A 19,657-nucleotide genomic window follows, 5' to 3' on the forward strand; every position below is an offset into this window, starting at 1 on the left:
CGCCTTTACCGCCATTCAAAGGCTCGATTAGAAAAACTGTCAATGGAATAATTGTCATGAATATGTCCCCCTTAAATTTTTTCAATCAGAGCGCGAATATCCTCCATGCGCCAAGCCGTTATACGTGAACCGAGCTTTACTTGTTCAGGATAACGGCCAGACTTATGCCAGCCCACCAGGTCGATTTGCAAACAGCGATAATTGGAAGAATCGGCGGTTCAGCTTTACGATTGCCGATGATTTGGGGTAGGTGAAGAAAGCCTGTTTCTGGTAGTTGTTTCATTTGATGCCGTCCTTTATTGGATTGGAACAGATAGCATCTTAAAATTATGGATAATGTGAAGTCACGGTACGCAAAACAGCCCTTTGCGTGCTTTTTTATGATTATTTTTTTCTTCGCGATTTTGATGTAATTCCAATTACAGATAGAAACAGTAATAATTATATTAGTTTAAATTATTAAAAACAGTTAGTTATATATTTTATAATTTTCATTTCTATCAAGAATTGGAATAACTTGCTTTCTGGGTCACTTCGAAATGCTGCTCATCATTTCCAAAGTCTTACCTGTGTCTTTATGTTTTTTCTTCCACCTTTTTCGTACTAAAGATTCAGTTAAACCTTTTTCTTCTGCAACCTTTTCTATGGCTTCTTCCAAGATAATTCCTTGGTGAAAACGGTGATATTCTACCGAGAAAGCAGTCCAATATTCCTTAATGCGCTCGGAAGTTTTTCACCAAAATCACTTCTGACCAAGTGAAATACGATGTTGTTGACAGTTACGGGAAATTGATGGAGTTAGTGAAGTAAGGATTAGCAGAGCGCTGGCCTAGCCTTTATATCTCGCCGCGTTACGCGCCACTGCTTCCATCTGCTCCAAGACGCTCTCTGAAATCAATCAAGGCGAGCCGACTAAAGTGCGTTCTGGAAGTTCGGCATTACGCCATACTATAATTGCAACAGCGCTGAACTAAAAGCATAATATAAAGTTTATAACTTATGGTTTTGATGGATTCGAATCCGTGTTTTTCTGCAATTATTAATCTCCAAACTTTGGAAGTTACACATTGTTGCATCATCCATTTATCCTTAATAAACAATTGGAATTGAAAGGAGTAAATTTCAATGGCTATTTTGAATTTATTTGCTGTTTGGAAATGAAGCTTCTGAAGGCATCCAATCCCAACCAAACTTCTTACTGGGACTATAACTGGGGCTATATTGAATAAATGCGGTTAAATATGGTAGAAAACTCCAGATACATAAGCATAACCATTTGATTATATTGGTTCTGTTGCGCAGAATCGAACTCTGGACCTTCTGATTACGAATCAGCGTAGATGAATTCAAATTCAAGTATGTTACGCAGTCCCACGAATAGATCTGACCACAGCATCCGTCTTAACCGCAGAACAATATGCGGCCCACTCAGCCATCAATGCAGTGCGTTTGGCGAACTGCGTACCTCGCTGGTAGGCACGCTCGACAGCATCCGGCAACTGATGCGCTAGTGCGTGCTCAGCAACCTCGCGCGGGTAATTTGTAGTCTCTGCCGCCCACATACGGAAAGTACTACGAAAACCATGCACTGTTACACTAGCACCACTGGCATCGACCCAGACTAGCTTGTCATCGCCATTCATGCGCCGGATCACGGCCGTCAATGACATATCGGACAATGGTTGACCCTGTGTTCCCGCAAACACAATATCTCTATCCTTCGATATAGAATCCAGCAGGGCCAGCGCCGCATCACTCAATGGAATCTGATGTTCACGTTTAGCCTTCATACGCTCCGCAGGTATCGTCCAAACCTTGCTGATCGTATCGAACTCAGTCCATCGAGCGCCGCGCACCTCACCCGACCGGCACGCGGTCAGGATTGTGAACTCTACCGCTCGAGCGGATATACCTTCCCGCACCCTCAATGCAGACATAAATGCACCTACGTGCTGCCACGGTAACGATGGATGGTGTGTTGTCCTACTGGATTTGCTGATAGTTGCCAGTAGGTTTGCTAGATGATCTTTCCATCGAGCAGGGTTTTCGCCAGTACGATAACCGCTGGTGGTAGCCCACCCTAGGACTGACTCGATACGACCTCGTAGGCGACTAGCGGTTTCGGTCTTATTCTCCCATATAGGTGAAAGACATTTCACGACCAGGCCGGTGTCAATCTCGGCCACGGGTAAATGCCCGAACACCGGGCTAGCGTAAGTTTTTAGTGTATTTGTCCATTGATCGATATGCTTGGCATTTTTCCAGCCTGCTTTATGCGCTAGGATATATGCCTCGGCGCACTGGTCGAATGTCATCATCTTGGCGCTGGCCAGTGCTGCTGCTATCTGTTTCTGCTTTTTGGCTGTTAAAGGATTGATACCATTGATAAGCAGTTTCCGTGCATCCATTGCCTTCTGACGAGCCTCAGCCAAACTCACGGTATGCGTCGGTCCCAATCCCATCCCGAAAGACCTACCGTTCACCATATAACGAAAAAGCCAAGACTTTGCGCCAGTGGTTGTGATCTGGAGAGTTAAACCTCCACCATCGCCATATAATCCCGGCTTAGTAAGCTTGGTAATCTGCAGTGCAGAAAGTCTTTGTTGTTGGCGTGCCATGTTATCTATTGACTATCAAATTGACTATCAAACTATAACAGGATTTAGTTGGATTGCATAGAACAACTTTGGACAATTATATTATGTAACATATTGTCTTATAGGTTATCTTATGGACAAACTTGGATGATATCAGATAACCATTAGGCGGACGCCTTCCGCCAATAGCCTAGTATCTATGAGATCACAAGCCCTTAAAAACCACCTTTAGATGATACGAATAGAGTGAATTGTTATGTTTTTACAGAAACGTTCTCTAAACCGTGCACTTCGAATTCTTGAGCCCACTTTTCTTCATGCTTGCCCAATACCTTGAATCTTTCCAAGGGCTCCAAATTCAAAAATTCTTTTTCTCCTAACTCTCTGATCGCGTCCCTCAATGCAAGCCGATCTATCAGCTCATCCCAGAACGTTTCTTCGTTATATTCATCAATGAAATCTCGATGTGGCGATTCCATTTCAAAAAAATGGGTCGGGTAGTAACCATCCAGCTCCTTTGAATATTTCACCTTATCTTCACAACCGAATTCAGATGAAAGCGCGAACAGCTTTCCTTCGAGCTCTTCGTAGGGCCTCTCAATTGGCCCCTTTTCAACCTTATTTGCCGAAATCACCCAATTTGCAATATCAATCATTTCAAGGAGGGTAACAAACTCTTTTTTTGTAAAATTGATTTTCATGTTTATTTCCGATTTAAATAAAAAAACAGCCGTTAGGGTCAAATACAGAACCACGAATCCAGGGTAGGCAATGCACACATCACAAGATCAAAAAACAAACAATATGCTGAATTCCATCGGCAATATTCTAAATTCGCAACCTAGCCCCGTGTTCATCGTCAACAAGAATCTTCTACTCGGATCGTACGGTCGCAAGAATTAATTTATAGATGCAATCTAATCAACCGCTTCGATTTCTGAAACAACCGATCTGGATCCCAATCCATAAAAATTAGTGAAAAAAGCAAGCCGATCGCTATAGTGTACTTTAACAATGGTGGCATTTTTTAAGGTGGTAATTGCAAAATCGTATAAATCATGATCATCTATGACGAAATGACGGAATTTGCTCCCGCCAGTGCCAACTTGTATCGTCATAAAGTAGCTTCTATTGGCGCCCTTGTTTTTGATTAAATTTGTTATTCTTCCCAACTCAACACCGTGGGAAATTTCCTGATCCATAGTATAAATGTTGCCAGCAAACTGTTTTTGCTCTAAGGGTTGATTCTGAATAACCGGATAAACCGCCACCAATTCGTTTACAGAAGAACAAGATAGCAGTGAATTATTTTTGGGTGTTTTAAATTCCAGTACGACGTTATTGCCAATGAGATTCTCAAGCTCTTCGTACCGATCCTTTTCAAAACAAAACTGCCATGGATTAGAAACCAGGTTAGGAGGTTGATTTCCAAGACTAATAAAAGTCATACTTTCATGTCCGAGTGAAATTTCCCCAACATAAGCTCTGGTTACATTATTATCACGGCTTATTCTATTTAATTGACCGGAGACGTAACCTTCCGTGGTATGCAGTAATGGTCCGGCAGCAATCCATCCAGGCGCATAAATCAACATAAGTAATAAAAACATTACATTGATACTAAGATGCCTGAGTAATCTAATCATGATTGTTACGTTCTCGTAGTTTGTGTCGAAGTTTTCAGTGCGCAAATCCAATATACCCTTAAGCAAGCTTCCAATGCGCTTTTCTATGCAGATCATTGAAACAAGAAACAAGTATTCCTGGCGATTCCAATCTAGACCAATGAAGGTAAACAGAAACTGAATAAATTCATAAATCCGTACTGAAAATTATGGAAACGCTGAATAATTTGTTCAAAAGCACCTAAAACACCTGGGGAATGTATGAGTCGCTATAAGATACATCGATCACACCGTACCGGATGATTACACGCCGCCGTTCTTGGCGCCAACGCCAACGATGGTATCCGTTTCAACAGCAAGTCTTATTATCGGCGTAGCATCAGCTCAGGCAATACATGCGGATATTCTTATTGCTGGCTTTGTCGGCTTGGTTGCAGGCGCCATGTCATGGCTATCGGTGTGATCCTCTGGGTCAGGTACAGAATCACGAATCAAGCACAGGCAATGCGGACACCACGAATTCACAAAACAGAAACATACTTAATTCATAGGCGATATTCTTGATTCGCGACCCCTTATTGTTCTGCCTTATTGTTCGTGACCCCTTATTGTTCGGGCTGACGGTAATTACTGTTTCATAGCCATTCATTGTTAGCATTTTCATTGAGTAAATCATCAATTTCTTCAGGTGAGTGAAACGTATCTTTAACAGGAATTACCCACGCTCTTCCGTTGCCCTTAAATTCCAAATGATCAAGGCTATTTCTAAGTTTCGGTATGGAAAATCTATTGTTTAACCATGTTATGTTACCGTCTGGAAATTCGATTGCATTGTCATTTACTTCAATAGTTATTTTTTTTCCTTCGCGCTTCTTTACAACAAGTTCCATAACATGCGTCAATTGCAACCTTTCTTCTGCAAAATCAGCGTGGAATACCACATTATAACTGTCCTCAATATCCGTTATAGATGGATAAATAAGTCCAACTGTGCCATCTTCACGAATGTCCAGGCCTGAGTCTTGAAGTGGAGTAAAACCTGTTGTAAGCGCTTCTGTAACTGCAGCAGTAATTTTATAAACATTTGAAAACGCTTCATGAACAGGTCGAGTAAAAATTGTATCGACATAGGAATATAGGGCCATTTCCCTAAGGGTGAGCTTTACATTTGATTCATAGTTTTTATCTGGAAACAGTATTCTATTAACAGGCACTGGCTTTTTATTTACCCATTGACTTAAATAAACCGTATCTCCTACTTGAACATCGCACTCCAGTAAAGCTGTAATTCTTTTAGATGCGCTGTAAAACATTGGTGTGTTTGGCGGATTGCATCGCTGGAATCCTTTTACTAATTCTGCTGGTGGGGCTTTAAAATTATCAATTTTCTTTGGTTTTTCATTTTTCCAGATAACTGCTCTAAAATAGAGATCTGTTGACCGCGTCAAACTTACATAAATTACAACTTGATATATTGCTTTCCGAAATAAAGAGACAATGTACTCATAATCTGCTTTGTTTACATCTATACGGTTTAACTGCTGTATCAGAGATCGTATATTTTCATTTGACATTTTTCTACCAAGATATTTTAGAGAAGCAAGCGATCAGTTCCATAATAAAGAATCTTATTCTTACCCATGATGACATCAATTGTCGTTGGTTGTGCACTCGCTTTATTAACGATCATGATTGTCGTTTTCGTTCGCATACAGCTTATTGCACTATTAGCAACCGCAATGCCTCCCGATACTTCTCCATCGTTTGCCGCAGAATCTCTTCCGGCAATTCAGGCGCCGGGGCTTTTTTGTTCCAATCCTGTTTTTCCAGCCAATCGCGCACAAACTGTTTATCGAAACTGGGCGGATTCTGCCCTGCCCTATACTGATCGGCTGGCCAGAATCGGGATGAATCGGGTGTCAGCACTTCATCGATCAAATACAGTTCATCGGCATCATCCAGCCCAAATTCAAATTTGGTGTCGGCGATGATTATGCCGCGTTGCGCGGCGTAGTCGGCGGCTTCGGTATAGAGCCGGATAGCTTTTTCACTGACTTTGTCGGTCAGTGTTTTGCCTAATTGGGCTTCCACTTCCGCTAATGAAATGTTTTCGTCGTGCGCACCGGCTGGCGCTTTGGTCGAGGGGGTGAAAATAGCACCACCGGGTAGCTTCTCGGCCAACTTCAATCTGGGCGGCAGTTGAATCCCGCAAATCGCTCCGGTTTTTTGGTAATCCTTCCATCCTGATCCAACCACATAGCCGCGCACAATCGCTTCGATCGGCAACGGTTTTAAGCGCCGGATGACAAATGCGCGCCCTTCCACCTGTTCACGTTCTCGCTCGCTCTCAGCCACAACCGATTCCGGCAAAATGCCGGTCAAGTGATTGGGGAGGATATGCGCCAATTTTTTGAACCAGAAATCGGACAGTGCCGTCAGCAGTTTTCCTTTCCCCGGCACCGCGGTCGGCAAAATTACATCAAACGCCGATAAGCGATCGGTTTGAATGATTAGCAGCTTGTCGTCATCGACGGCATAGATATCCCTGACTTTGCCGCGATGCAATAACGGCAGGCTTTTGATACTGGTTTCAAATAAAGCGGAGGATTGCGTCATGGGTTCAGGATTTAATGGGTTCAAGTTGTTTTTTAATGGCGATGGCTTGTTGGAACGCCGTGCCGGTGTCCGTGCTTAACACGGTGTAGTGCCCCATTTTACGGCCTGGGCGCGCTTCGGTTTTGCCGTACAAATGCAATTTGGCCGATGGGTTTTGCAAAACCAGATTCCAGTCAGGTTCGCCATTTTGCCACAGATCGCCGAGCAAATTGACCATCACGGCGGTGCTGTGTTGCGTGGTTGAACCTAGTGGCAAGCTGCACAGCGTGCGCACTTGTTGTTCGAATTGCGAGGTGACGCAGGCATTGATCGAATAATGCCCGCTGTTGTGCGGGCGCGGCGCAATTTCATTGATCAGTAAATCATCGTTCTGTAATACAAAAAACTCGACACACAGCACGCCTTGGTAATCCAGCTTTTCCGCAATCTTGCAAGCAATGGACTGGGCTTGTGCTGCTAATTCCTGTGAAATTCTGGCCGGCACGATACTGATATCGAGAATGCCATTGACATGCTGATTCTCGGATACCGGGAAAGTTTTTAATTCACCATCCCTGCCACGCGCCACGACAACCGACAGCTCGCTTTTCAGCGGCATGAATTTTTCCAGCACGCAAACCGGGTGATTCAGGTGCGCATAGGCGGCTACCAGTTCCATTTCATCGACAGCGGATTTCTGGCCTTTGCCATCGTAACCGAACTGACTGACTTTCAGGATACCGGGAAGCAAATCTGCGACATCCTGCGTGGCAAAGTCATCCTGCTGCTGTATGACTGCAAACGGCGCAATGGCAAAACCATTGGTACCCAAAAATTGTTTTTCTGCAATCCTGTTTTGTGCGATCGAAACACTGTATGCATCCGGACTAACGACACAGGATTTGGCCAGCTTTCGTAGCGAATTCGCTGGGATATTTTCAAATTCGGTGGTAATGGCAATACATTGGCTACTGAGTTTTTCCAGCGCCGATTGATCGGCATAATCAGCACAGATAAAATCATCCGCGGTGCGTCCGGCAGGACTATCCGGCAATGGATCCAATACGGTCACCCGGTATCCCATCTGCTGCGCCGCCATCACAAACATGCGCCCGAGCTGCCCGCCTCCCAGCACGCCCAGCATGGCTCCAGGCATGATGCGCATTATTTCGGCAACTCTGCGTTGAGAGCAGATTCGGTTTGTTTCCTCCTGTATTCGTCCAGTTGCGCGCTCAATTCACTGTTATTCACCGCCAGCAATTCCACAGTAAATAATCCCGCATTGGCCGCACCCGCTTCGCCGATGGCAAAGGTAGCGACGGGCACGCCTTTCGGCATCTGCACAATCGAGAGCAGTGAATCCAGGCCTTGCAAATGTTTCGAGTTCACCGGAACACCCAGAACCGGCAACGTGGTTTTTGCGGCAATCATACCGGGCAGGTGTGCAGCGCCGCCCGCGCCTGCAATAATGCATTTGATCCCGCGCGCCTTGGCTTCTTCGGCAAATCGAAACATCAAATCCGGCGTGCGATGCGCCGAGACTACTTTGGCCTCATAAGCGATATGAAATTCTTTTAATATGGCAACTGCGTGCTGCATCACATCCCAATCGCTTTTACTGCCCATCACTACGCTTATTAATGGTTTAATCATTTGACTTCAGTCGGCTATAAATTTGAGAATCATTATTGAAAAGATCGTGCATGAGTAAGCTATAAAAACACGGCTGGCTATTTTATAAGTCTGTGCAATAATTGTGTCATTATTTCGATAGCTTCAATAAAAAATACAATTGGTATTATACTAATCTGCTTTAGCAATGCGTCTATTCATTGAGTGAAATATTGCTGTATTGCGTTTTGTTATTTAGATTATCCTTAAACACGACCTGTAACGGAATGAATTTTCAACGCGGAAAACAAAATAACGACCCGGAAATCAATCTGATACCGATGATTGATGTATTGCTGGTGATACTGATATTTTTGGTTGTTACGACCACTTATTCAAAATTTGCCGAACTTGAAATCAGTTTGCCGGAGACCAATGCGGAGAAAGTCGACAAAAATATCGACAAGCCCAATAGCATTGATATTACTGTCAACGCACTAGGAGACTATACAATCAATCTGGTACCGATCAAGTTTTCCAGCATCGAAAGCTTGCGCGATGCGCTACTCGCCGCGGCCAAGAATCAACCGGATCCGTTTATTATTATCAATGCGGATGCCAAAGCAACGCATCAGTCTGTCATTACAGTGATGGAAGCTGCCCGGCTTGCGGGTTACAATAAAATTACATTCACCACGGAAACAAATAATGCTCACTGAGGATTATTCCCAATCATGATTGAATTAATAAAAAGTTATTACAATAAACTCACTTTTCATTCTAAGGAGACTCCTATGTCCGCTGTCAATCTCGATAATTTTTCTAAAGCCGCCCAATCAGGTTCACAATATGTCCTGGCACCCCTTCCGTATGCGAATAATGCATTGGAGCCGGTGATCACCGCCAATACCCTCAGCTTTCACTATGGCAAACACCACAAGACATATGTCGATAACTTGAATAATCTGTTGGCAAACAGCGATCTGGCAGGACAATCGCTGGAGCAGATCATTAGGGCAACCGCCGGACAAGCTGATAAGGCTGCAATTTTTAATAATGCTGCGCAAGTCTGGAATCACATGTTCTATTGGCATAGCCTGAAACCCAACGGCGGCGGCGAGCCATCCGCTGCGCTCAAACAGAAAATCGAAGCGTCGTTTGGCAACTTGGATGCGTGCAAAAAGGAATTTGCTCAAGCAGCATTGACACAATTTGGAAGTGGCTGGGCATGGCTGGTGTTGGATGGGGACAAGGTTGCCATAGCCAAAACCGGCAATGCTGAAACACCACTGACAAAAAATGTCCGTCCGCTATTGACCATCGATGTGTGGGAACACGCCTATTATCTGGATTACCAAAATCGCCGTGCAGACTATGTGAATACGGTATTGGATAAATTGATCAATTGGGATTTTGCCGCAGCTAATCTTGGATAATTTCCTGATTTATGACTGATATTACAATCGCCCTGTCAAAAGGGCGAATTTTTGAAGACACGGCGCCTTTGTTAAAAGCGGCGGGAATCGTTGCGCTGGATGATCCGGAATCATCGCGTAAATTGATTCTCTCCACCAATCGCGCCAATGTCCGTTTGATTATTGTGCGCGCATCGGATGTGCCGACTTATGTGCAATATGGCGCTGCGGATCTTGGCATTGCTGGCAAAGATGTGTTACACGAGCATGGCGGTTCCGGTCTTTATCAACCACTGGATCTGAATATCGCCCGCTGCCGGATGATGGTAGCCGTGCCTGAAGGCTTTGATTATGATTCCGCCGTGCGGCAAGGCGCACGATTGCGTATTGCCACCAAATATGTGCAAACCGCTCGTGAACACTTCGCTAGCAAAGGCGTCCATGTCGATCTGATCAAATTGTATGGATCGATGGAATTGGCTCCACTGGTAGGTTTGGCTGATGCAATCGTTGATTTGGTTTCGAGCGGCAACACATTAAAAGCAAATAATCTTAGAGCTGTCGAAGAAATTATGCCAATCTCGGCAAGGCTAATTGTTAATCAAGCCGCGCTGAAGCTAAAGAGAGATATTATTCAACCCGTGTTGGATGCGTTTACTGAAGCCGTTAAACAATAAAATCCTCCGGCAATCGCATTCATCAGGAATTCACTCATACCATGATTCGAATAAAACGATTCAATTCAACCGATCCTGATTTCAATTCCAATCTTGAAAAACTATTGGCTTTTGAGAATGCGCAAGATGATACGGTCGATGTCACTGTCGCCAAGATTCTTGCCGACATCAGAAACCGCAAAGATGCAGCCTTGATCGAATACACCAACCGTTTTGACCGGCTTTCAGCAACAACCGGCAAAGATCTCGAACTGACGCAGAAGCAATTGCATCATTCTTTAGAAACTTTACCGTCGAACCAGCGTAATGCACTGGAACAGGCTGCAGAGCGCGTTCGCAGTTACCATGAGAAACAGCAATTGAATTCATGGCAGTACACGGATTCCGACGGTACGTTGTTAGGCCAAAAAATAACCCCGCTGGATCGTGTAGGCCTTTATGTCCCTGGCGGCAAAGCTTCCTACCCGTCGTCCGTTCTGATGAATGCCATCCCCGCGAAAGTGGCCGGTGTGAAGGAGCTGATCATGGTTGTACCCACACCGGGCGGGGAAAGAAACGACATGGTCCTGGCAGCGGCTGCAATCAGTCAGGTTGACCGGGTTTTTACCATCGGCGGCGCCCAAGCTGTCGGTGCGCTGGCGTATGGCACTGAAACGATCCCGCAAGTGGACAAGATCGTGGGTCCGGGGAATGCTTATGTCGCTGCCGCAAAACGCCGGGTATTCGGTGTCGTCGGTATTGATATGGTTGCCGGTCCTTCTGAAATTCTGGTTATCTGTGACGGCAAAACAGATCCCGACTGGATTGCCATGGATTTATTCTCACAAGCTGAACACGATGAACTCGCGCAAGCAATTTTATTATCTCCCGATGCGGAATTTCTCGATCAGGTAATGCGCAGTATTGATCGCTTGTTATCCGGAATGCCGCGCAAAGATGTCATCCGCGCTTCACTGGAAAATCGCGGCGCTTTGATTCAAGTACAAAGCTTCGATGAGGCCTGTGCGATCGCTAATAGAATTGCGCCTGAGCACTTGGAATTATCTGTCGATCAACCGGAAATTTGGTTGGATAAAATCCGCCATGCCGGCGCTATTTTCCTCGGCCGTAATGCGTGTGAAGCGCTTGGAGATTATTGTGCCGGTCCTAACCATGTTTTACCGACATCACGGACAGCACGGTTTTCTTCCCCATTGGGTGTCTATGATTTCCAGAAGCGCAGCAGTCTTATTCAGGTCTCTCAGCAGGGTGCTGCAAAACTTGGAGAAATTGCATCCGTTCTAGCCTATGGAGAGGGCTTACAGGCTCATGCCAGGTCAGCAGAATATCGTTATAAAAATCGATAAGTCCGGGATGATTATCGTAATAACTTACCGATAACTGCAGAATTTAATCATGCCGGTTATAACTTCACGCGATCATCCGCTCATCAAGCAACTGATCAAGTTAGAAGGATCATCACAGTATCGTAAAAGAGCGGGGCTAACGTTGCTTGATGGCGCACATCTCATTCAGATCTATTGCTCGGTACTGGGCACGCCGAAGAATTTGGTTGTCGGTCAATCCTATTTTGAAGACATTGAGAACAAAGGTTTTCTAAACAGGCTCTTTGGTAATACGCGCCCTAAAATAACCATCGTCAGTAATGCCCTGCTGCGTGGAATATCCCCTGTCAAGACGCCGACAGGAATTCTTGCGCTCATTGCCATTCCTGAATTGAAGAAAGAAAGCGATCATGGCAAAGAAATTTTCAGTGTTTTACTCGAGGCAATTCAAGATCCTGGAAATCTTGGCTCGATTTTACGTTCAGCAGCCGCTGCTAACGTAAGAGATGTTTACCTTTCAAAACAATGCGCCGATGCCTGGTCCCCCAAAACACTCCGAGCATCTATGGGGGCGCATTTTTTTTTACGTATTCATGAGAACTGTGACTTACAGAAGGTTGCGCAGGAATTTTCCGGGACTGTCATTGCCACATCCATACAAGCCACAAAAACACTTTTTGAGATTTCATTAGCTGGACCGACAGCATTTGTGTTCGGTAACGAAGGCGCTGGATTATCTAAAGAAATGATACAAGCAGCCAATGAGAATATTTCTATCCCCATGCCTGGCAAAACCGAATCACTCAATGCGGCGGCTGCGGCTGCCATTTGTTTTTTTGAAAAAGTACGTCAGGATAGAGCATCAACAGAATTTTCCAATATTGGAACTAAATAATTTAGCAGTGTATTATACTGCGCCGATCAACACAGTATTTTTGGAGCATGCATGAAAATTTCATTTTTATCCCTTATCGCCCTGGTTGTAAGTTTGCTATTGAATCCAGCCAATGTCATGGCACTTCACCATGAACCGCCGAACAGTCAAGGATCCGCTGGAAAATTAGCTAATAACGAAGGGACAGTCATCTCTATCCTCGATACAACCGGTTATACGTATATGGAATTAGAAAATGGCGGCAATAAGTTCTGGATCGCTGCACCTACGACCAAGGTCAACAAAGGTGACCATATCCGTTTCGTTGAAAGTATGGTGATGACTAACTTCACCAGCAAAACGTTGAATCGCACTTTCAGCACCGTCATTTTTGTTTCTTCTACCGAAGTTAAGAAATAGATTATTTTAGGTAACGTCGGTAAAGCCGATCAGTAATTTATTCTTGAGGCTTTTTAATTCATCCCGATACGATGCTGCTTGCTCAAATTCCAGATTTTTTGCAGCATTCAGCATTTGTTTTTCAACTCGTTGAATTTCCTTGGCTAACTGGGTTTCACTCATGGCATCATAGCGCGCCTGCACTTGCGCTGCTTTATGATTCTGCTGCGCGGATTCGTAATTGTAAACACCGTCGATCAGATCTTTAATCCGCTTATGGACAGATCGCGGTGTTATATGATGTTGCAAGTTATATTGTGTCTGCTTATCGCGCCGGCGTTTGGTTTCATCGATTGCAAAGCGCATTGACTTGGTTATTCTGTCTCCATAAAGAATTGCCGTGCCATTTATGTGACGGGCAGCCCGGCCAATGGTTTGAATCAATGATCTTTCCGAGCGCAGAAAGCCTTCTTTATCGGCATCCAATATGGCGACCAATGAAACTTCCGGAATATCCAACCCTTCGCGTAATAAATTAATACCCACCAGTACATCAAATTTACCCAGGCGCAAATCACGAATAATTTCGACACGTTCAACGGTATCAATATCCGAATGCAAATAACGCACTTTAATTTGATGGTCGGAAAAATAATCCGTCAGATCCTCGGCCATGCGTTTCGTTAAGGTAGTGACTAACACCCGTTCATTTTTTGCCGTTCGCAAGCTGACTTCAGACATCAAATCGTCAACCTGCGTTGTCACTGGACGCACTTCAATGATCGGATCAATTAATCCTGTTGGCCGGACAACCTGTTCCACAACCTGACCGCTGTTTATTTTTTCATAATCAGCCGGCGTTGCCGATACAAAAACAGTTTGCGGCATCCTTTTTTCAAATTCCTCAAATTTTAAAGGGCGATTATCCAATGCGGATGGCAAGCGAAAGCCATAATTCACCAGGTTTTCTTTCCGCGAACGATCGCCTTTATACATTCCGCCCACCTGCGGCACGGTGACATGGCTTTCGTCAATGATCATCAAGGCATTGCGCGGCAGGTAATCAAGAAGCGTTGGCGGTGGTTCGCCCGGTTGCTTGCCGGAAAGATGCCGTGAATAATTTTCAATGCCTTTGCAGAAACCCAATTCATTCAGCATTTCCAAGTCAAATCGTGTGCGTTGCTCAAGACGTTGCGCCTCAACCAACCGATGCTCCTGATAGAAAACCTCTAAACGCTCACGTAACTCAACTTTTATAGTTTCAATTGCGCGCAGCGTAGTGCTCCGAGGCGTTACATAATGGCTGGAAGGATATACGGTATAGCGTGATAATTTTTGTAACATACGGCCCGTTAGCGGATCAAATAATGACATGCTATCGACTTCATCATCAAATAGCGAAACACGCACAGCCGTTTCAGAGCTTTCAGCAGGAAAAATATCCACCACATCGCCCCTCACGCGAAACACACCGCGTTTGAACTCTAATTCATTACGATCGTATTGCATTTCAGTCAGGCGTTTAATCATTTCACGTTGTGTGATTTTCTCGCCGCTGCGCAAATGTAGAATCATGCCGTGATAGTCAACGGGATCCCCGATACCGTAAATGCACGATACGCTGGCGACTATGATTGCATCTTCCCGCTCCAGCAATGATTTTGTGGCGGATAAGCGCATTTGCTCAATATGTTCGTTAATACTGGAATCTTTTTCAATAAAAATATCGCGTGACGGCACATACGCCTCAGGTTGATAATAATCATAATAAGAAACAAAGTACTCGATCGCATTTTCAGGAAAAAATTCGCGCATTTCTGCATACAGCTGTGCCGCTAGCGTTTTATTCGGTGCCATCACAATTGCAGGGCGGCCGAGACGTGCAATCATGTTAGCAATCGTATAGGTTTTCCCTGAACCCGTAACACCCAGTAAAGTTTGGAACGCAAGACCATCATTAATCCCTTCGACCAGCTTCGTAATTGCCTCGGGTTGATCGCCTGCTGGCTCAAATGATTGATGTAATTTGTACGGACTATTGGGGAAGGTTACGATCACAGGTATAATTCCAAAATTGAATTGTTTCTTCATGTCATTTTAACATGCCGGTCCACCTATTTTTGTGTGAGGATTTTTTGTGGAACTCTCTAATCGCGTTCAAACCATTAAGCCATCCCCTACCCTTGCTGTTACCGCTCGAGCTGCTAAATTAAAGGCTGAAGGCAAAGATATTATTGGATTGGGGGCAGGCGAGCCTGATTTTGATACACCACAGCATATCAAAGATGCTGCAATCGCTGCGATTAATAAGGGTTTGACCAAATATACCGCAGTCGGTGGAACACCCGGTTTAAAAAATGCCATTGTGGCAAAGTTTAAACGTGAAAATAATTTTGATTTTGAGGCTAAACAAATTTTAGTTTCATGCGGCGGCAAGCAGAGCTTCTTTAATTTAGTATTGTCCGTAATTAATCCCGGCGATGAGGTGGTTATCCCCGCGCCCTATTGGGTTTCCTATCCGGATATTGTTTTAATCGCTGAAGGCAAACCGGTTTTTATCAATACCGGTATCGAACAAAATTTTAAAATTTCAGCAGCGCAACTGGAAGCAGCGATCACTCCCAAAACAAAAATGTTTGTCATCAACAGCCCGAGCAATCCATCGGGAGCGGTTTATACCCGTGATGAACTCAAAGCATTGGGTGAGGTTTTACGCAGACATCCACAAATTCTGATTGCCACAGATGATATGTATGAACATATTCTGTTGTCGGATCAGAAATTTATTAATATCGTCAATGCGTGTCCGGAATTATTTCCGCAAACAGTGGTTCTGAATGGTGTATCCAAGGCTTATTCAATGACCGGATGGCGAATTGGCTATTGTGGCGGACCTGCTCATATCATAACCGCGATGGAGAATATTCAGTCGCAAAGCACATCAAACCCCAGCTCGATCTCCCAAGCAGCCGCTGAAACTGCTCTAAATGGCGATCAATCTTGTATGAATCCAATGATTGCCGCATTCAAAGAACGCAATATTTTTGTGACCGAGCAATTGAATCAGATCCATGGCGTCCGCTGTTTATCTTCCGAGGGTGCATTTTATGCGTTTGCGGATGTCCGCCAATCAATCGATGATCTCTATAAAAGAAACCTGATTGGTGCACAAAACGATATCGCGTTTAGTGAATACCTCCTAGAAAATGCTGGTGTTGCTGTCGTTCCAGGTTCCGCATTCGGGTGTGAAGGCTATATGCGTTTATCTTTCGCTACTTCAATGGAAAATCTGCAGCAAGCGTTAAGCCGTATTAAAAATTTGCTGAAGTAAACTGGCTGACTCAACAGAAGAAACTCTGCATTTCTTAATGCAGAGCGGCAATTGCTGCTTTTTTGGTTTTTCCAGCTCGCGAGGGGATATTACACAGTCCGCACACGTGATTCGAATGAATTTCCAGCGTATGCACAACAAACTTGCCATGACAACTCACACAGGGCGCAATACACAATACACCACTGTCAACAAAACGTACTAAAGTCCAGGCACGCGTCAAACTTAACACTTTCTCAAGTTCATTGATATTGATGTGCTCAATATAGAGCTTATAACTCTTGATCAACGCATCTATGCCATCAATCCCAGCATTCTTTGCAATATAATTATATATGTTAATAAATAATGAAGAGTGCATGTTTGGCTGCCAGCTCATAAACCAATCTTCGGAGTACGGCAGCATACCCTTAGGGGGAGATACCCCTCTAATTTCTTTATATAACTTAACCAGTCTTTCACGACTCAGATCAGTGTTCATCTCCAGAACTTGTAATCGCGCGCCCAATTCGATTAATTCAGTGGCAAGTTGAATTTGTTTAGCCTCGGTGATAATACTTCGATTGCGCATAATGTGCCCCTTTTCCGTCTATTATTTTCTTAAACTATAGCTTCCGCCGGTTTTCCTGCCATTAATATCGCTGCATGCGACTTAATAACAGCTTGTTCACGATTATCACTGGTTAACATTTCAGCAATTAGACGGTCATCAAAACGAAAGCGGCAAAGCAACATATTTGAAGCCGCCATTTTATTAATTGTGCCGAACTTAATTTATCCAAAATCTCAGCAAGATCTTGATTAATTCCCAATCGATAGACCGCCGATACCTTATCATCGCGTAACATCTGTTTGGCAAGTAACAAATAGCTCAAATTGATGTCTCTGATTTCTTCTAGAATTTGATTTGTTTCCATTTCAACACCCCTTTAGATTAAAAAATGTATAAATCAAAAATGCAAATGCGTAGGGATAGATTTTCGATTATGAGGAGGTGGAAGTAAATGGAAGTTCAGCCTAAACGCAGTTAGGTACTATTCCTATCGCAATGTAAGAATTTTACCTACACAGAAAAACAGAATTCTATTGGATTTGGAAATTTCTAATGAGTCCGGAGCCTAAGCAAGTGTTCCGGTTTTACGTTGCTCCAGCAAATGCAGTATATCCTGAGCAATCATTGGCCTGCTGAAAAGAAAACCTTGTGCACGGTCACATCGCAAACGATGTAAAAAGTCAAACTGTTCTTTGGCTTCAATTCCCGCTGCAAGCACGGATAGATCAAGATTCTTAGCCATTGCGATGATTGCAGCAATAATTTCTGAGCTGTCAGGATCAGCAATAATATCATGTGTTAAGGAGCGATCTATCTTAAGAATATCAATGGAAAAATGCTTCAAATACCGTAATGATGAATAACCAGTACCAAAATTATCCATCGCGACTTTAATATCCATATCTTTTAGTGCTTGTAAAACCCTAATACTTGTTTCGGCATCCCGCATCAGCGTTGATTCAGAAATTTCCAGCTCCAGCAATTCAGGAAGGATGCCTGTCTCGGCAAGTACATACGAAATACTACTGATAAGCTGTGCTTGATCAAATTCAATAGCTGAAATATTGACCGAAATCGATAGTGATCCATAGCCTGCATGGTGCCATAGCCTGGCTTGTTTGCATGCCTGCTGCAACACCCATCTACCTAGATCAATAATTAAACCGGTTCCTTGTGCCAATGGAATAAATTTTTCAGGTAGAAGTAAACCAAATTCAGGATGATCCCAGCGGATTAAGGCTTCAACTCCTGATAAAGCGCCTGATTGGAGATCTACAATAGGCTGATAATGCAGTAATAGCTCATTTCGATCAATTGCACCGCGTAGTGATGCTTCGAGTACTGAGCGCTTTATAACAATTTCTTCTATTTCTTTCGTGTAGTACGTGCAGTTATTTTTCCATAGATACCGGGAATTAGATAAAGTGCTTTCTGCATTAGCCAATAAATTCGAAATATTTTCACCACCTGCAGGATAAACACAAATCCCGATAGCAATCCGCAGATAAAATGCCAAGTTATCAACAATAATCGGCGATACTGCCAATTTTATAATTTGATTGGCAAACTCTCGCACACTCTCTGCATCCGTTACATTCGCATTAAAGTAAGCAAACTTGCATCCCCCAATCCGGGCCAACAAGCAGTTTTCATTACTATAAGCGGATAATCGACGAGAAAATTGTTGCAATATCCGATCACCGACACCAGTTCCATAGATACTATTGATATAAGGGAAACGCTCGAAGTCTACTAAATACAATGCGGCGATAGTATCTGGCCCGCCGTGCTTCGCAAGCATTGCCGAAGCTTTCTCCGAAAATAAATTAAAGTTGGGAAGGCTGGTTAGTACATCGTAAAAAGCCAAGTGATATATTTGATCCTCAGCTTTAATTCTTGCTTGCCGAATTCCGGCATTTCTTATTTCTCTCTCAATGGTATGAGCCAAGCGAAAAATATTCTTCTTATGAATATAATCATGCGCACCGGCATATAAGGCAGAAATAACGGTATCCTCATCATAATCATCCGAATAGATAATAAATGGAATATCTTTTCCATTTTCCTTTAATAAATTCAGTACAGGACTGTAATCAAGGAAAGATTTATCATAATTAAAGAGTATGACATCCCAGTCCGATTCCCATAAAGCAGCACGTATATCCTGAAGATTATTTAAGTTCTTATTCACATGAATACCATTTAACTTAGAATACAAAAAACTTCCGTCTTCTTCAGAGAAAGCGATAGCCAATAGTTTTAAGTTTTTTCTGAGCATACCTGGCAAACATACTATTTATATTTGGCTTTTTTACGACTGAATGAAACGAAACTTTAATTTCATCTTTTAGGTTTAGTCCGTGAAAAAAAGCATAGAGAAAGGATTTAATGAACGCCACTGCTGTCCGAAGTTGATGCGTGGCCTTAATGTACGTTGGTTTTCTGCCAGATGACCCCCGACATCGTCAAGAGTATCCCCAAGCAGAGCCGGCTAGCTTAATTGGCCATTCAGTGGTGTAAATACCGATACTATTAAAAATAATTTCGTGAAAAGCGAAGCAGAAAAATTAATTTTTTGCAGATTTCACTACCAGTATTTGACTAAATTATTACAACGTTCTAGTACAAGAAGTAATCTGATGGTTGACCAGAAGG

The 19,657-nt window shown here is 43.6% G+C and carries 19 protein-coding genes and 2 pseudogenes; 8 read left to right on the top strand and 13 right to left on the bottom strand.

The features are described 5' to 3' along the window. Positions 1-136 precede the first annotated feature (136 nt). The 5 genes from NIT79A3_RS09765 to NIT79A3_RS09780 form a co-directional block, all read right to left on the bottom strand. The gene (locus NIT79A3_RS09765) at positions 137-283 is read right to left on the bottom strand and encodes a hypothetical protein (RefSeq protein ID WP_013966035.1); all 147 of its coding nucleotides are present in this window, start codon (positions 281-283) and stop codon (positions 137-139) included. A 246-nt stretch (positions 284-529) separates the two neighbouring features. Then, positions 530-658 (bottom strand): hypothetical protein, encoded by a 129-nt coding sequence (locus NIT79A3_RS19495; protein ID WP_348225596.1) that lies wholly within the window; start codon positions 656-658, stop codon positions 530-532. A 703-nt stretch (positions 659-1,361) separates the two neighbouring features. After that, complete coding sequence (locus NIT79A3_RS09770; protein ID WP_013966036.1) at positions 1,362-2,618, bottom strand: integrase arm-type DNA-binding domain-containing protein; 1,257 nt, start codon at positions 2,616-2,618, stop codon at positions 1,362-1,364. A 233-nt stretch (positions 2,619-2,851) separates the two neighbouring features. Further along, the gene (locus NIT79A3_RS09775; protein ID WP_013966037.1) at positions 2,852-3,298 is read right to left on the bottom strand and encodes a hypothetical protein; all 447 of its coding nucleotides are present in this window, start codon (positions 3,296-3,298) and stop codon (positions 2,852-2,854) included. A gap of 216 nt (positions 3,299-3,514) precedes the next feature. Beyond that, entirely contained in the window at positions 3,515-4,207 is a 693-nt protein-coding gene (locus tag NIT79A3_RS09780) for a hypothetical protein (protein ID WP_348225597.1), read from the bottom strand. Positions 4,208-4,483: 276 nt separating this feature from the next. Here NIT79A3_RS09780 and NIT79A3_RS18325 point away from each other — a divergent pair. Continuing rightward, positions 4,484-4,682 (top strand): annotated as a pseudogene (locus NIT79A3_RS18325) (VIT1/CCC1 transporter family protein); the annotation flags it as partial. A 175-nt stretch (positions 4,683-4,857) separates the two neighbouring features. On the opposite strand, the gene NIT79A3_RS09785 reads toward NIT79A3_RS18325, so the two are convergent. From NIT79A3_RS09785 to purE, 4 genes are all read right to left on the bottom strand, one after another. Then, positions 4,858-5,796 carry an RES family NAD+ phosphorylase gene (locus tag NIT79A3_RS09785; RefSeq protein WP_013966039.1) on the bottom strand — a complete coding sequence of 313 codons (939 nt, stop codon included), beginning with the start codon at positions 5,794-5,796 and terminating at the stop codon, positions 4,858-4,860. Between the two features lie 142 nt (positions 5,797-5,938). Beyond that, positions 5,939-6,838: a phosphoribosylaminoimidazolesuccinocarboxamide synthase gene (locus NIT79A3_RS09790; protein ID WP_013966040.1), complete on the bottom strand. Its 900-nt coding sequence runs from the start codon at positions 6,836-6,838 to the stop codon at positions 5,939-5,941. A gap of 4 nt (positions 6,839-6,842) precedes the next feature. Further along, complete coding sequence (locus tag NIT79A3_RS09795; protein ID WP_013966041.1) at positions 6,843-7,982, bottom strand: 5-(carboxyamino)imidazole ribonucleotide synthase; 1,140 nt, start codon at positions 7,980-7,982, stop codon at positions 6,843-6,845. Further along, positions 7,982-8,470, bottom strand: coding sequence for a 5-(carboxyamino)imidazole ribonucleotide mutase (gene purE, locus NIT79A3_RS09800; protein ID WP_013966042.1), 489 nt, complete (start codon positions 8,468-8,470; stop codon positions 7,982-7,984). The genes NIT79A3_RS09795 and purE overlap by 1 nt, the downstream gene beginning before the upstream one ends. Positions 8,471-8,715: 245 nt before the next feature. Between purE and NIT79A3_RS09805 the strand changes: the two genes are divergently transcribed. The 6 genes from NIT79A3_RS09805 (at position 8,716) to NIT79A3_RS09830 (ending at position 13,139) form a co-directional block, all read left to right on the top strand. After that, complete coding sequence (locus NIT79A3_RS09805) at positions 8,716-9,147, top strand: biopolymer transporter ExbD (protein WP_013966043.1); 432 nt, start codon at positions 8,716-8,718, stop codon at positions 9,145-9,147. 75 nt (positions 9,148-9,222) lie between these two features. Next, positions 9,223-9,864: a superoxide dismutase gene (locus NIT79A3_RS09810; RefSeq protein ID WP_013966044.1), complete on the top strand. Its 642-nt coding sequence runs from the start codon at positions 9,223-9,225 to the stop codon at positions 9,862-9,864. A gap of 11 nt (positions 9,865-9,875) precedes the next feature. Further along, positions 9,876-10,520, top strand: a complete 645-nt coding sequence (gene hisG, locus NIT79A3_RS09815) for an ATP phosphoribosyltransferase (RefSeq protein WP_013966045.1) — start codon at positions 9,876-9,878, stop codon at positions 10,518-10,520. A gap of 44 nt (positions 10,521-10,564) precedes the next feature. Continuing rightward, complete coding sequence (gene hisD, locus NIT79A3_RS09820) at positions 10,565-11,866, top strand: histidinol dehydrogenase (protein ID WP_041360855.1); 1,302 nt, start codon at positions 10,565-10,567, stop codon at positions 11,864-11,866. Positions 11,867-11,915: 49 nt separating this feature from the next. After that, positions 11,916-12,740: an RNA methyltransferase gene (locus NIT79A3_RS09825; protein ID WP_013966047.1), complete on the top strand. Its 825-nt coding sequence runs from the start codon at positions 11,916-11,918 to the stop codon at positions 12,738-12,740. Positions 12,741-12,791: 51 nt separating this feature from the next. Beyond that, positions 12,792-13,139 carry a hypothetical protein gene (locus tag NIT79A3_RS09830; RefSeq protein WP_013966048.1) on the top strand — a complete coding sequence of 116 codons (348 nt, stop codon included), beginning with the start codon at positions 12,792-12,794 and terminating at the stop codon, positions 13,137-13,139. Positions 13,140-13,145: 6 nt separating this feature from the next. On the opposite strand, the gene uvrB is transcribed toward NIT79A3_RS09830, so the two are convergent. Next, positions 13,146-15,176, bottom strand: a complete 2,031-nt coding sequence (uvrB, locus tag NIT79A3_RS09835) for an excinuclease ABC subunit UvrB (protein WP_041360856.1) — start codon at positions 15,174-15,176, stop codon at positions 13,146-13,148. Positions 15,177-15,255: 79 nt separating this feature from the next. On the opposite strand from uvrB, the gene NIT79A3_RS09840 reads away from it, so the two are divergent. Next, positions 15,256-16,449, top strand: coding sequence for a pyridoxal phosphate-dependent aminotransferase (locus tag NIT79A3_RS09840; protein WP_013966050.1), 1,194 nt, complete (start codon positions 15,256-15,258; stop codon positions 16,447-16,449). Positions 16,450-16,483: 34 nt separating this feature from the next. On the opposite strand, the gene flhC is transcribed toward NIT79A3_RS09840, so the two are convergent. The 3 genes and pseudogenes from flhC to NIT79A3_RS09855 form a co-directional block, all read right to left on the bottom strand. Further along, entirely contained in the window at positions 16,484-17,020 is a 537-nt protein-coding gene (flhC, locus tag NIT79A3_RS09845; RefSeq protein WP_013966051.1) for a flagellar transcriptional regulator FlhC, read from the bottom strand. 29 nt (positions 17,021-17,049) lie between these two features. Further along, a pseudogene (gene flhD / locus NIT79A3_RS09850) lies at positions 17,050-17,366 on the bottom strand (flagellar transcriptional regulator FlhD). Positions 17,367-17,567: 201 nt separating this feature from the next. Beyond that, positions 17,568-19,193, bottom strand: coding sequence for an EAL domain-containing protein (locus NIT79A3_RS09855; protein ID WP_198009347.1), 1,626 nt, complete (start codon positions 19,191-19,193; stop codon positions 17,568-17,570). Positions 19,194-19,657: the final 464 nt, after the last annotated feature.

This window comes from Nitrosomonas sp. Is79A3, from assembly GCF_000219585.1.
Taxonomy (GTDB): Bacteria; Pseudomonadota; Gammaproteobacteria; order Burkholderiales; family Nitrosomonadaceae; genus Nitrosomonas.

What these genes read in the sequence shown, in the direction of transcription:
- NIT79A3_RS09765 (WP_013966035.1), bottom strand. Translation starts at nt 283, where the DNA reads ATGAAACAACTACCAGAAACAGGCTTTCTTCACCTACCCCAAATCATC.
- NIT79A3_RS09770 (WP_013966036.1), bottom strand. Translation starts at nt 2,618, where the DNA reads ATGGCACGCCAACAACAAAGACTTTCTGCACTGCAGATTACCAAGCTT.
- NIT79A3_RS09775 (WP_013966037.1), bottom strand. Translation starts at nt 3,298, where the DNA reads ATGAAAATCAATTTTACAAAAAAAGAGTTTGTTACCCTCCTTGAAATG.
- NIT79A3_RS09780 (WP_348225597.1), bottom strand. Translation starts at nt 4,207, where the DNA reads ATGTTTTTATTACTTATGTTGATTTATGCGCCTGGATGGATTGCTGCC.
- NIT79A3_RS09785 (WP_013966039.1), bottom strand. Translation starts at nt 5,796, where the DNA reads ATGTCAAATGAAAATATACGATCTCTGATACAGCAGTTAAACCGTATA.
- NIT79A3_RS09790 (WP_013966040.1), bottom strand. Translation starts at nt 6,838, where the DNA reads ATGACGCAATCCTCCGCTTTATTTGAAACCAGTATCAAAAGCCTGCCG.
- NIT79A3_RS09795 (WP_013966041.1), bottom strand. Translation starts at nt 7,982, where the DNA reads ATGCGCATCATGCCTGGAGCCATGCTGGGCGTGCTGGGAGGCGGGCAG.
- purE (WP_013966042.1), bottom strand. Translation starts at nt 8,470, where the DNA reads ATGATTAAACCATTAATAAGCGTAGTGATGGGCAGTAAAAGCGATTGG.
- NIT79A3_RS09805 (WP_013966043.1), top strand. Translation starts at nt 8,716, where the DNA reads ATGAATTTTCAACGCGGAAAACAAAATAACGACCCGGAAATCAATCTG.
- NIT79A3_RS09810 (WP_013966044.1), top strand. Translation starts at nt 9,223, where the DNA reads ATGTCCGCTGTCAATCTCGATAATTTTTCTAAAGCCGCCCAATCAGGT.
- hisG (WP_013966045.1), top strand. Translation starts at nt 9,876, where the DNA reads ATGACTGATATTACAATCGCCCTGTCAAAAGGGCGAATTTTTGAAGAC.
- NIT79A3_RS09825 (WP_013966047.1), top strand. Translation starts at nt 11,916, where the DNA reads ATGCCGGTTATAACTTCACGCGATCATCCGCTCATCAAGCAACTGATC.
- NIT79A3_RS09830 (WP_013966048.1), top strand. Translation starts at nt 12,792, where the DNA reads ATGAAAATTTCATTTTTATCCCTTATCGCCCTGGTTGTAAGTTTGCTA.
- flhC (WP_013966051.1), bottom strand. Translation starts at nt 17,020, where the DNA reads ATGCGCAATCGAAGTATTATCACCGAGGCTAAACAAATTCAACTTGCC.